This is a genomic window from Ralstonia nicotianae (assembly GCF_018243235.1).
Lineage (GTDB): Bacteria > Pseudomonadota > Gammaproteobacteria > Burkholderiales > Burkholderiaceae > Ralstonia > Ralstonia nicotianae.
Genome location: NZ_CP046675.1, coordinates 934,335 through 946,121 on the forward strand (window position 1 = coordinate 934,335; position 11,787 = coordinate 946,121).

The window sequence follows — 11,787 nt, forward strand, 5'->3', positions numbered from 1 at the left end:
ACGCCCCCGAGAACACAGCCATGTCCCTCGATCCCGTTGTGCTGGCGCGCATCCAGTTCGGCGCCAATATCACCTTCCATATCCTCTTTCCGACCATCAGCATCGCGCTGGCCTGGGTGCTGCTGCTCTTCAAGCTGCGCTACCGCAAGACCGGCGACGCGGCGTGGATGACCGCGTACCGCCTGTGGGTGAAGGTCTTCGCGCTGACCTTCGCGCTGGGCGTGGTCTCGGGCGTGACGATGAGCTTCCAGTTCGGCACCAACTGGCCGGGCTACATGAACACCGTCGGCAACATCGCCGGGCCGCTGCTGGCCTACGAGGTGCTGACGGCGTTCTTCCTGGAGGCTAGCTTCCTCGGCATCATGCTGTTCGGCACCGGCCGCGTGAGCGAGCGCATCCACACCTTCGCCACCTTCCTGGTCGCGCTGGGCACCACCATCTCGGTGTTCTGGATCATCGCGCTCAACTCGTGGATGCAGACGCCGACGGGCTACGTGATGATCGACGGCCGCGCGCATCCGGCCAGTTGGCTGGCGATCATCTTCAACCCGTCGTTCCCGTATCGCTTCACGCATATGCTGCTGGCCTCGGGGCTGACGGTGGCGTTCCTGCTGGCGGGGCTGTCGGCGTACCGCTGGCTGCGGCAGGACCGGGGCGCCGACGTGCGCGCCACGCTCAAGACCGGCGTGGTGCTGGCGGCCGCGCTGATCCCCCTGCAGATCGCCGCCGGCGATGCCCACGGCCTGAATACGCTGGAGCACCAGCCCGCCAAGCTGGCCGCGATGGAAGGCATCTGGCAGACCGGGCGCGGCGTGCCGGCGGTGCTGTTCGGCATCCCCGACGAGGTCACGCGCAGCAACCGCTTCGAGATCGCCGTGCCCGGGCTGGCGTCGCTGTACCTGCGGCATGCGCTCGACGGCGAGGTGACGGGGCTCGATGCCTTCGACCGGCACCCGCCCGTGCTGCCGGTGTTCTTCGCCTTCCGCCTGATGGTGGGCGTGGGCCTGCTGATGATGGCGGTGTCGTGGACCAGCGCCTGGCGCCTGCGCCGCGACGGCGAGCTGCCGCGCTGGCTGGCCCGCGCGCTGGTGGCCATGACGTTCTCCGGCTGGGTGGCCGTGGTCGCCGGCTGGTACGTCACGGAAATCGGCCGCCAGCCCTGGCTGGTCTACGGCGTGCTGACCACCGCGCAGGCCGCCTCCACCGTACCGGCCACGATGATCGGCGGCACGCTGGCGATGTACCTCGCGCTGTACGCCTTCCTGATCGCCTCGTATGTCGCCGTGGTGTTCTACCTGGCGCGCAAGGCCGGGGGCGCCATCGACCCCACCGACGCGGATGCCGCCGGCTCGCCCGCCATCGAAACGCCCACCCCGCTGCTCGCCACCCCCGCCCGGAGCCAAGCATGAACGCCATGCCCGACCTCACCCAACCCGCCGGCTGGCTGCCGGTGGTGTTCATGGCCCTGATGGGCATCGCCGTGCTCGCCTACGTGGTCCTGGACGGCTACGACCTCGGCGTCGGCATCCTGCTGCGCCGCGCCGACGACGCCGAGAAAGACACCATGATCGCCTCCATCGGCCCCTTCTGGGATGCCAACGAAACCTGGCTGGTGCTCGGCGTCGGCCTGCTGCTGGTGGCGTTTCCGGCGGCGCACGGAGCGATCCTCGGCGCGCTCTATTTCCCGGTGGCGCTGATGCTGTTCGGGCTGATCCTGCGCGGGGTGGCGTTCGACTTCCGCGTCAAGGCACGCGCGCACCACAAGCCGTGGTGGAACCGCGCGTTCTACGCGGGCTCGGTCATCGCCACCGTGTCGCAAGGCGTGATGCTGGGGTTTTACATCACCGGCTTCCGCTACACCCCGATCAACGTCGTCTTCGCGTTCTGCACGGCGGCCGGGCTGACCGCCGGCTACCTGCTGCTGGGTGCCACCTGGCTCATCATGAAGACCGAAGGCGCGCTGCAGCTGCGCGCGGTGCAGTGGGCGCGCGGCAGTCTGTGGTTCACGGCGCTGGGCGTGGCGGCCGTGTCGCTGGCCACGCCGTGGGTCAGCGCACGCGTGTTCGACAAGTGGTTCGCGCTGCCGAACCTCATCCTGCTGGCGCCGGTGCCGCTGGTGACAGTGGCCCTGTTCGGCCTGATCGACTGGGTGCTGCGCCGCCTGCCGCAGCAGATCGGCAAAGGCGACGAGCACCTGGTCTGGGCGCCCTTCGTCGGCACCGCGGCGATCTTCCTGCTGGCGTTCAACGGCCTCGCCTACAGCCTGTTCCCCTACCTCGTGGTGGACCGGCTCGACATCTGGCAGGCGGCCAGCGCGCCGGAGTCCCTGCAATTCATGCTGGTGGGCGTGGTGATCGTGCTGCCGACCATCGTTGCGTACACCATCTACGCCTACAAGGTGTTCCACGGCAAGGCGACCGAGCTGCGCTACTACTGAGCCGCCCGCCGCAGTTCCGCCAGCAGCGCCTCGCCGGCCCAGGCGGGGCGCGCGGCGCGGCGCTCGGCGTCGTGCACGAGCGCACACAGCCTGGCGTTGACCGGCGCCACGCGGCCCAGCCGCCCGGCCAGCCGCACCACCTCGCCGTTGATCCAGTCGACCTCCGTGGCGCGGCCGGCCGCCAGATCGTCCGACATCGACGAGCGCGCCAGCGGATCGATCGCCAGCATCCGGCCGCCCACCCTGGCGAACAGGCCGTCCGGCAGCGCCAGCAGGCCGGGGACCCACGCCGCGGGCAACGGCGTCAGCTTCGCGGCGCGGAGCCCGGCCGCCGCCAGCAGGCCGAGCGCCTCGGACTGCGCCATCGCCAGGCAGCGCCGGTAGGCCCGCTGCGACAGCTCCGCCTTCAGCGGCAGGTTCGCCAACGCATTGATGGCGTTGTTGAGGTTGAACAGCAGCTTGGCCCACTGCACCGGCCGCATGTCGGCATGCCGGATCAGCGGCAGGCAGGCCCGCGCGAAAGCGCCGACGAACGGCTGCAGCCCAGGCGCGGACCGGACCTCCAGCGCACCGCCCGATCCCTGGTGGAACGCGCCGGGCCCGCGGCTCACCACGTTGAACGGCACCATGCCCTCCAGCACCGTGTGCCGCGGCAGCGCGGCGCGCAACACATCGGCATTGCCCAGGCCGTTCTGGAAGCTGATCACGACGGCATCGGGCTTGAGCACCGGTGCCAATTCATCAGCCGCCTGCGCCGTGCCGGCCGACTTGACCGTCACCAGCACCAGATCCGCCCGCGCCGCCCCCGAGGCATCGGCCGAGAACCGGATGCGCGGCGCCTCGACCTGCCAGTGCCGGCCCTGGTAGTCCGACAGTGTCAGTCCATGCGCGCGCAGTTCATCGGCCATGCGGGCACGGCCGACGAACGTGACATCGCAGCCCGCGGCCAGCAGCCGGCCGCCGAGATAGCAGCCGATGGCGCCGGCGCCATAGATGCAGAGATTCGCCATGCGGTTCTCCGGAGAAGGAAACGGGCGCGAGTTCCAAGCTTAATCGGCAATCGGCCGGCAACACTGTCAAGTACCGGTCAATCGGCCCTACCATACGGCCTTCCGCCTGCCGACCGACATGCAACAGATCCTGCTCTATTCCGACTCGCTCTCCTGGGGCATCATCCCCGGCACCCGCCGGCGCCTGCCGTTCGCGGCCCGCTGGGCCGGCGTCATGGAACACGCGCTGCAGGCGCAAGGGCACGCCGTGCGCATCGTCGAAGACTGCCTCAATGGACGCACCACGGTGCTGGACGATCCCGCACGGCCGGGGCGCAACGGACTGCACGGGCTCGCGCAGCGGATCGAAGCGCACGCCCCGCTCGCCCTGGTCATCCTGATGCTCGGCACCAACGACTTCCAGGCGATCTTCCGGCACACCGCCCAGGACGCGGCGCAAGGCGTGGCGCAGCTGGTGCGGGCCATCCGCCAGGCGCCGATCGAGCCCGGCATGCCGGTGCCGCCCGTGCTGATCGTGGTGCCGCCGGCCATCACCGCGCCGGCCGGGGCCATGGCCGACAAGTTTGCCGACGCGCAGCCCAAGTGCGCCGGCCTCGCGCAGGCCTATCGGGCAACGGCGCAAACGCTAGGCTGCCACGTCTTCGATGCGAACAGCGTCACGCCGGCCAGCCGCGTGGACGGCATCCACCTCGATGCCGACCAGCATGCGCAGCTGGGCCGGGCGATGGCGCAGTTCGTCGGGACGCTGCTTGCGCAATAAGACGGCTTCGGCCTGCGCGGGCCGGCGCGTCCACCGATCCGCTCTCAAGCGAACCGCCTGCGCGGGCCACACCGGTTTCGTCAATTTGACCGATGGCCCCGTCCGCATGCCGGCCTAGCATGAAGCCAGCAAGCCGACAGTTTCCCAAGCGTCGCTGCCTGCACGAGATGCGCTCCATGTCCTCCGGTGCACGCTTGCGGATGCGCTTGCCGCCTCGCGCGGCGCTCCGCCTGCCCGTGGCCCCCCGTGCCCCACCGATTCCCGGAGAACAACGATGCGTGCCCATCTCATTGCCGCCGGCATGGCCGGCTGTGGCCTGATCCTGCTGCAAGGCAGCGCCTGCGCGCAGCAGAGCGCGCGTGCCCAAGCCCCCATCGAGTACATCCATGCCGAAGGGGAGTACACCATCCCGGTGCCGCTGACGCCGGCGGTCAAGGTCGGCAACCTGCTGTTCGTGTCGGGCATTCCCGCGTTCGACAAGCACGGCAAGCTCGCCGTCAACGACTTCACGGCGCAGATGAACCAGGTGATGGAGAACATCACCGGCATCCTGAAGGCGGCCGGCGTCGGCTGGGATCGCGTGGTCAAGGTGAACGTGTTCCTGGCCCGGCGCGAAGACTTCAAGGAGATGAACCGCATCTATGCCGCGCACTTCCAGGCCGGCAGATACCCGGCCCGCACCACCGCCGTGACGGCGCTGCCGAACCCGGACTTCCTGCTGGAGATCGAGTGCGTGGCGGCGCTGGACTAACCGATCGATGGGCGCACGGCGCTTGCGCAACACGCGCGGGTGGAAATCCAGCAAGCGCTGCACCGCGCGCGGGCCGCGGGCAGGCTATGCTGGCTCCACCATGAAACCCAGCACAGAACGCAGCTATGCCCAGCGGATCGCGCGCGTCGTCGAAGCGATCGTGGCGGACCCGGGCGCCCCGCACACGGTGGAAAGCCTGGCGGCCGTCGCGCATCTGTCGCCCTATCATTTCCATCGCATCTATCGCGCCCTCACCGGGGAGAGCATTGCCGCCACGGTGCAGCGCGTGCGGCTCGCGCGAGCCGCGCATCGCCTGACCGGCGCCAGCGAGCCCGTGTCGGCGGTCGCGCTCGAGGTCGGCTATGACAGCCCGCAGGCGTTCGCGCGGGCATTCCGCGGCTTCGCCGGCGTCAGCCCGAGCGCGTTCCATGCGCGGCAGCAAAGCCTCTCGTCGGCACGGTCCGGAACCAGCGTGCCGCATGTCGAGCTGATCGAACTGCCGCCGATCGAGGTGGTCTGCCTGCGCCACGACGGGCCCGTCGCCACCATCGGCCAGACCTTCCGGACACTGATGCGGATGCTGCACACCGGCCAGGCCCTGCCCGGCACGCCGGAGCGCATCGGCATCTGCTGCGGCGATCCGGAGGTGCGCGACACGTTCCGCTATTACGCGGCGGCGGCCGTCCCGCCCGCGCGCGGCCTGCCCTCGGGCTCGCTGGAGCCGGCCCGCATCGAAGGCGGCCTCTACGCCCGCCACCGGCTGGTCGGCCCGTATGCCCTGATCGCGCCGACCTTCGAAGCGCTGTTCGGCGGCTGGCTGCCCCACAGCAGCTACGAGCCCGACGACCGGCCCGCGCTGGAGCGCTACCGCAGCCCACCGTCGCCCCCGCAACAGCGGGACTGCGTCACCGATCTCCTGATCCCCATCCGAAAGGACTGACGATGCTGCTGCGTTCTACCCTGGCCGCCATGGCAGCGGCCGCCGCATGCTGCATGGGCCCCGCGCTTGCCGCTAGCGAGCCTGCCCCCTACCGCGTGGGCCAGACCGTACGCGAGTTCCGCCCCGATGCGCCCCGCCATTGGCGCGGCGCACAAGCCCATGCCTTGCTGACCACAGTCTGGTACCCCGCCGGCCTCGATGCGCCGGAAGTACCGCACGATATCGGCGCGCCGGGCCGCCGTACCTTCCAGGGCCACCCCTTGGCCGACGGTGCACCGGTATCGGCCGCCCGCTCAACGTATCCGCTGCTCCTGCTGTCGCACGGCACCGGCGGCACCGCCGACAGCCTGGACTGGCTGGCCGCCGCGCTGGCAGCGCAGGGCTACATCGTGGCGGGTGTCGACCACCCCGGCAACAGCGCGCTGGCGCCGCTGACGCGCGAAGGCTTCCGGCTCTGGTGGGAGCGGGCCACCGACCTCAGCCAGGCGCTCGACGGCCTGCTGGCCGATCCGGCGCTCGGCCCCCGGATCGACGCGGACCGGATCGGCGCGGTGGGCTTCTCGCTGGGCGGTTATACGGTGCTGGAGCTGGCCGGGGCGCGCACCAACCTGCCGGCGTTCGAGCGCTTCTGCGCCTCGCCCGACGCCGATGCGATCTGCCATCCGCCCGAGATGCGTAACGTTCAGGACGATGCGCAGCCAGCGGGTGCACCATCGCCGGAAACCGCCGCATCACTGGCGCGCGCCGGTGCGTCGTACCGGGACCCGCGCATCCGGGCCGTCTTCGCCATCGCGCCGGCACTGGGCATGGCCTTCGACGACACCGCGTTCGCGGAGGTCCGGATCCCGGTGGCACTGATTGCCGGCTCCACCGACATCACGGCACCGGTGGAGACCAACATCCGCCGCATCGGCAAGCTTCTGCCCGGCGCCAGCACGGAACTCGTACCGGGCGCGACGCACTACACCTTCCTCGACACCTGCCTGCCGCCCCTGGTCGAGCGCCTGGCCCCGATCTGCAAGGACGCCCCCGGCGTCGACCGCGATGCCGTGCATGCGCAGACGATCACGCGTGCGCTCGCGTTTTTCGCGGCATCGCTGTCGGCTTCACGGGTGCCTTGAGCGCGATATCCGGTCGCACGGGTCCACTACGACGCCAGGTCATAGGGCCGCGTCATCACCTCGAGAAAATGCCCGTCCGGGTCATCGAAGTAGAAGCCGCGGCCGCCGTTGTGCGCATAGGTTTCGCCGGCGTGCCGCTTGCCCGGGTCGGCCCAGTACGTCAGCCCCATCTTCCGCACCCGCGCGAAAACCGCGTCGAACGCGTCTTCGCCGATCAGAAAGGCGTAGTGCTGCATGGCGATCGGCCCGTCGCTGTCGAAGAAATCGAGCGAGACGCCGTTGTCGAGCTGGACCACCAGCATCTGCCCGAACGGCACGGGCTCCGGGAGGTCGAGGACCTCCCGCAGAAAGCGCGTCGATCGCGCCTTGTCGCGGCACCAGACGATGGTGTGATTCAGTTGCACGCTCATGCTCGGCCCCCGCTGCGTGGAGCGGGCCACGCCCACCCTGCCTACACCATAGGCCACGCTCCGGCACGCGCAAGTGAAGCCGCGCCGACGCAAACCCGGCCGGCCGGGCTCACCCGCACCGGCGCGAACCGCCCGGGACGGCGCACGCACCGCACCGCCGCAGCGGCATTTCGCGTACCCTTACGCCCTCCGCCGCTTCCCATGCCGCCGATGTCCGCCCTTGCCGATCTCGATCTCCGCACCGATCCCGCCGCACGCCGCTTCGTCAAGGACGAAACGGTCGGCGTCGAATTTGCCGCCGACGCCGGCGAGCTGATGAGCCTCGAAGGCCCCAACCGCTATGCGCGCGGCGACGCCCTCGTCACCGGTTCGACCGGCGACCGCTGGGTCGTCTCACGCGAGCGCTTCGACGCGAAATACGTACCGGCCGCGACCGGACTCGCCCACGGCCAGCCGGGGCCGTATCGCAACCGCCCCTCCGTCGTGCTGGCCAAGCAGATGGACGCCCCGTTCTCCATTGCCCGCTCCGCCGCCGGCGACGTGCTGCGCGGCCAGGCCGGCGACTGGGTCATGCAATACGCCCCGGGCGACTACGGCGTGGTGCAGGCCCAGCGCTTCGCCAAGGTGTACCGCCCGGCCGATTGAGCCGCCGCCGCGCGCTCACTGCGCCGCCTGCTGGCGCTCGTATTCGTGCCGCTTCATCTGCAGGTAGTCCTGCCGGTCGACTTCGTGCAGTTGCCGCGCGTATTGCTCGGTCGCATCGAACCAGGTGGCCAGGCGCAGCTGCAGGCGCTTGTCCGGCGCGGCTGACAGCCCCTTGAGATAGGCATCGATGGCGAGGTAGTAGCGCATGGTGTTGCGCTCCAGCAGACCGCGCACGCCGCCCACGTATTCGGGCTGCGCGGCCGATGGCCCTGCCACGTTGGTGAAGCCCACCTTGTCGGCGCCGATGGTGGCCAGATACGTGCGCATGGCCAGCCGCCCCGCCGTGCCATAGCCGTACGCATACGTCAGGTGCAGAAAGGTGCGGTTGCCCGTGGCCGGAATGGCTTCAAGCACGATGCGGTAATCCTTTGTGCTGAACGGGCCGGAATCGGCTTTCAGCTCGACCCGGAAATACCCGGCGCCGCCGGCCGCCAAGCGGTAACTGAAACGCAGCGGATAACCACTGGACAGCGACTGCTCGACCTTGCGGCCAAGGTTGACGTCGAGCATGCTGCCGCCCTCGCCGGCCGAGGCGCGGCAGTACTTGATGTTCAGGTGCAGGATCAGCACGTCGCACCAGTTGGCCGGCCCCTGCACCGGATCGTTCAGCGTGCCGTTGACGGTGGTGAAGGGATGGTCGATCACGCTGTAGATGTCGCCTTTGAGCAGGGTCGGCGTTTCGGTCGAATCCAGCACCAGGGGGCGATGGAACGGGTTGTCGGCCAGTTGCCGGGCCAGGCCCTGGTAGGCGTCGCGCAGATCCTGCGCGGGGTCGGCCGCGTTTGCCTGCAAGCTGGCGCACAGCATGCCCAGCACCCACCCCGCCAGCAGGCGCCTGGCGCGCGGCAATAGCATGTTCATCACGTGCGAAGGTCTCCTCATGGCATCGCATCGGCACAAAGCGTGGCGATGCCTGCATTCTAGGAGCGGCAGACGCAGCCATCGGCGCCATTGCCTTCACAGCCTATCGTTTGTATTCCAAAAATACAGCCTAGCTTGTGTATTCAACAAAAACAGCCTAAGATTTGTAAATCAAAAATACAGCTTGAAGCTTGTATGAACGAGTTCATCGTACGCACCCCCGAACAGCTGCCGGCGATGCTCAAGGGCTTCCGCAAACAGGCCGGGCTGAGCCAGGCGGAGCTGGCTGCCCGGATGGGCATGCGTCAGCAAACCCTCTCCGCGCTGGAGCGCAACGCCGAAAACGTGAGTGCCGGACGGCTGATGCGCCTGCTGTCGGTGCTGGGCGTCGAGCTGGTGCTGCGCAAGCCCGACGCCTCCGGCGAGCAGGGCCGCCCGGCCTCCGACCAGCCGCAGTGGTGACGCGATGGGACGCCGGTCGCATACGCGGGCCCTCGGGCTCTGGATGAATGGCACCCATGTCGGCCACTGGGAGCTGCACCCGCATCAAGGCGATGTGCTGAAGTACGCGGCGTCCTGGGTGGCCGCGCCCGAGGGGCGGCCCCTGTCGCTGTCCCTGCCCTTCACGCCGGACAACGCGCCCTACAGGGGCCCGGCGGTCCGGGCGTATTTCGAAAACCTCCTGCCCGACAGCCGCGACATCCGCGAGCGCATCGCGCGCCGGTTCCAGGCGGGCACGACCGAGGCCTTCGACCTGCTGGAGCAGATCGGCCGCGACTGCATCGGCGCCCTGCAGGTGCTGCCCGCCGACATGGCCCCGACCGGCATCGGCGACATCGACGCGGAGCCGCTGACCGACGCGCAGATCGCGCAGACGCTGCGGGAGACGGTCGCCCCGCCGCCGCTGGGCGGCATGCCGGAAGACGACGGCCATTTCCGCATCTCGATTGCCGGCGCGCAGGAAAAAACCGCCTTCCTCCGGATCGGCGAACGCTGGTACCGCCCCCGTGGCGCGACGCCGACCAGCCACATCTTCAAGCTGCCGATGGGGCTGGTCGGCAACATGAAGCTGGACCTGAGCGAATCGGTGGAAAACGAATGGCTGTGCGCCCAGGTGCTGCGGGCGTACGGACTGCCGATCGCCCACTGCCGGCCGCTGGTGTTCGAAGACCAGAACGTCCTCGCCGTGGAGCGGTTCGACCGCCTGTGGCAAGACCACGGCGGCAGGCAGCGCCTCATCCGCCTGCCGCAGGAAGACCTGTGCCAGGCGACGGCCACGCCCCCGCACCTGAAGTACGAGGCCGACGGCGGCCCCGGCATCGACCGCATCATGGGCCTGCTCGACGGCTCCGCGCGCCGGGATGCCGACCGCCTGATGCTGTTCCGCAGCCAGGTGCTGTTCTGGATGCTGTGCGCGCCCGACGGCCACGCGAAGAACTTCAGCCTCGCGCTTCGCCCCGGCGGCGCCTACGCGCTCACGCCGCTGTACGACGTGATGTCGGCCTATCCGCTGCTGGGCGAGGGGCCGGGCAGGCTTTCGCCGCACAAGATCCGGCTGGCGATGGCCGTCCGCTCGAAGAACGCGCACTGGAAAATGCAGGACATCCAGCGGCGCCACTGGCTGGCCCTGGGCCAGCGGCATGGCATCGTCACGCCCGATGGCGGAGATGCCGCCGCCATCGTGGACAGCCTGGTCGCCCGGACCCCCGAGGTGGTCCGCACCGTGCGCGCGGCGCTGCCGGAAGGCTTCCCGCAGCCGCTGGCTGACCGCATCCTGCAAGGGCTGCGGAGCGCTGCGGACAGGCTCGCGGCATAGCGCGCAACGCCCGTCCACCGGGCACCGCGGCCATCGCTAAAATGACCCTATCGGTCCCGTGCCGGCATCGTCGCCATGCACACCCCGCTCACTTCGCTGCGCGAACGCATCGTCACCCAGGTCCGCGGCATGACCCGCGCCTCCGGCGGCCTCACTCTCGACATCGCCTCGCCGCCGGGCGACCCCGGCCTGTTCGGGCCGGACGCCGTCTGCTGGCAGGTCCACGCCGATTTCCCGTCGATGATGGCGGGCGGCGTCAGCGCACTGCTGCTGCAGGCGCTGCACCCGCGCGCGCTGGCCGGCATCTGGGATCACTCCAGCTTCCGCGACGACCTGCAGGGCCGCCTCGGACGCACCGCGCAGTTCGTGGCCGGCACCACCTACGGCAGCCGCCGCGATGCGCTGGCGCTGATCGAGCGCGTCAAGGCCATCCACAGCCGCGTGCACGGCATCGCGCCCGACGGCCGCCCCTACTCCGCCAATGATCCGGATCTGCTCACGTGGGTCCACGTGGCCGAGATGTCGAGCTTCCTGGCCGGTTACCTGCGCTACGTGGATGCGCACCTGAGCGGCGACCGGCAGGACCGGTATTTCGAAGAGACCGCGCTGGTGGCCATGCTGCTGGGCGCGCGCGATGTGCCGACATCGCGCGCGGCGGTGCAGGCCTACCTCAATGCGATGCGCGCGGAACTGGTGGCGAGCGACCGCACGCGCACGGTGGTGGAGGTGCTGATGTCATGGCAGGCGCCGCGGCCGTCGCTGCAGCCCGCCGTGCGCATGTTTCTCGATGCCGGCATCCAGTTGCTGCCGCCGTGGGCACTGACGATGCTGGCGCTCGAGCAGCCGACGCTGCGGGCCGCGTTCACCACCGCCGCCATGCGGACCCTCGCGCCCACCCTGCGCTGGGCGCTGCGGGAAGGCAGCGTGGCTTACCGGGCCCGCCGGCGCGCGCTCGCGCCGGGCCACACCTAAGCGG

Annotated in this window: 13 protein-coding genes; 10 read left to right on the forward strand and 3 right to left on the reverse strand. The window is 69.8% G+C overall.

The genetic code is table 11. The features are described from left to right. Positions 1-20: 20 nt before the first annotated feature. The gene (locus GO999_RS20250) at positions 21-1,409 is read left to right on the forward strand and encodes a cytochrome ubiquinol oxidase subunit I (RefSeq protein ID WP_111374889.1); all 1,389 of its coding nucleotides are present in this window, start codon (positions 21-23) and stop codon (positions 1,407-1,409) included. Next, complete coding sequence (locus GO999_RS20255; RefSeq protein WP_043898122.1) at positions 1,406-2,437, forward strand: cytochrome d ubiquinol oxidase subunit II; 1,032 nt, start codon at positions 1,406-1,408, stop codon at positions 2,435-2,437. Before GO999_RS20250 ends, GO999_RS20255 begins: the two co-directional genes overlap by 4 nt. Here the strand turns inward: GO999_RS20255 and GO999_RS20260 are convergent. After that, positions 2,431-3,447, reverse strand: a complete 1,017-nt coding sequence (locus tag GO999_RS20260; RefSeq protein ID WP_211907167.1) for a 2-dehydropantoate 2-reductase — start codon at positions 3,445-3,447, stop codon at positions 2,431-2,433. The genes GO999_RS20255 and GO999_RS20260 overlap by 7 nt on opposite strands. 118 nt (positions 3,448-3,565) lie before the next feature. Between GO999_RS20260 and GO999_RS20265 the strand changes: the two genes are divergently transcribed. From GO999_RS20265 to GO999_RS20280, 4 genes are all read left to right on the forward strand, one after another. Beyond that, complete coding sequence (locus GO999_RS20265) at positions 3,566-4,207, forward strand: SGNH/GDSL hydrolase family protein (protein WP_071013469.1); 642 nt, start codon at positions 3,566-3,568, stop codon at positions 4,205-4,207. Positions 4,208-4,481: 274 nt separating this feature from the next. Further along, entirely contained in the window at positions 4,482-4,958 is a 477-nt protein-coding gene (locus tag GO999_RS20270) for a RidA family protein (RefSeq protein ID WP_019720032.1), read from the forward strand. Between the two features lie 100 nt (positions 4,959-5,058). After that, on the forward strand, positions 5,059-5,898 hold the full coding sequence (locus tag GO999_RS20275) for an AraC family transcriptional regulator (RefSeq protein WP_043876974.1): 840 nt from the start codon (positions 5,059-5,061) through the stop codon (positions 5,896-5,898). 2 nt (positions 5,899-5,900) lie between these two features. Further along, positions 5,901-7,019: an alpha/beta hydrolase family protein gene (locus GO999_RS20280; protein ID WP_211907168.1), complete on the forward strand. Its 1,119-nt coding sequence runs from the start codon at positions 5,901-5,903 to the stop codon at positions 7,017-7,019. Between the two features lie 26 nt (positions 7,020-7,045). On the opposite strand, the gene GO999_RS20285 is transcribed toward GO999_RS20280, so the two are convergent. Then, positions 7,046-7,429, reverse strand: a complete 384-nt coding sequence (locus GO999_RS20285) for a VOC family protein (protein WP_011004533.1) — start codon at positions 7,427-7,429, stop codon at positions 7,046-7,048. 201 nt (positions 7,430-7,630) lie between these two features. Between GO999_RS20285 and GO999_RS20290 the strand changes: the two genes are divergently transcribed. Next, a complete protein-coding gene (locus GO999_RS20290; protein WP_152547532.1) occupies positions 7,631-8,074 on the forward strand; it encodes a PGDYG domain-containing protein in 444 nt (147 codons plus the stop codon). Positions 8,075-8,089: 15 nt separating this feature from the next. Here GO999_RS20290 and GO999_RS20295 read toward each other — a convergent pair whose 3' ends face one another. Then, positions 8,090-8,995 carry a hypothetical protein gene (locus GO999_RS20295; protein WP_016723886.1) on the reverse strand — a complete coding sequence of 302 codons (906 nt, stop codon included), beginning with the start codon at positions 8,993-8,995 and terminating at the stop codon, positions 8,090-8,092. 195 nt (positions 8,996-9,190) lie between these two features. Here GO999_RS20295 and relB point away from each other — a divergent pair, with 195 nt between their 5' ends. From relB to GO999_RS20310, 3 genes are all read left to right on the forward strand, one after another. Further along, positions 9,191-9,457 carry a type II toxin-antitoxin system RelB family anti-toxin gene (relB, locus tag GO999_RS20300; RefSeq protein ID WP_011004536.1) on the forward strand — a complete coding sequence of 89 codons (267 nt, stop codon included), beginning with the start codon at positions 9,191-9,193 and terminating at the stop codon, positions 9,455-9,457. Positions 9,458-9,461: 4 nt separating this feature from the next. After that, the gene (locus tag GO999_RS20305; protein ID WP_029240622.1) at positions 9,462-10,811 is read left to right on the forward strand and encodes a type II toxin-antitoxin system HipA family toxin; all 1,350 of its coding nucleotides are present in this window, start codon (positions 9,462-9,464) and stop codon (positions 10,809-10,811) included. Positions 10,812-10,886: 75 nt separating this feature from the next. Next, entirely contained in the window at positions 10,887-11,783 is an 897-nt protein-coding gene (locus tag GO999_RS20310) for an oxygenase MpaB family protein (RefSeq protein WP_011004537.1), read from the forward strand. Positions 11,784-11,787 lie beyond the last annotated feature (4 nt).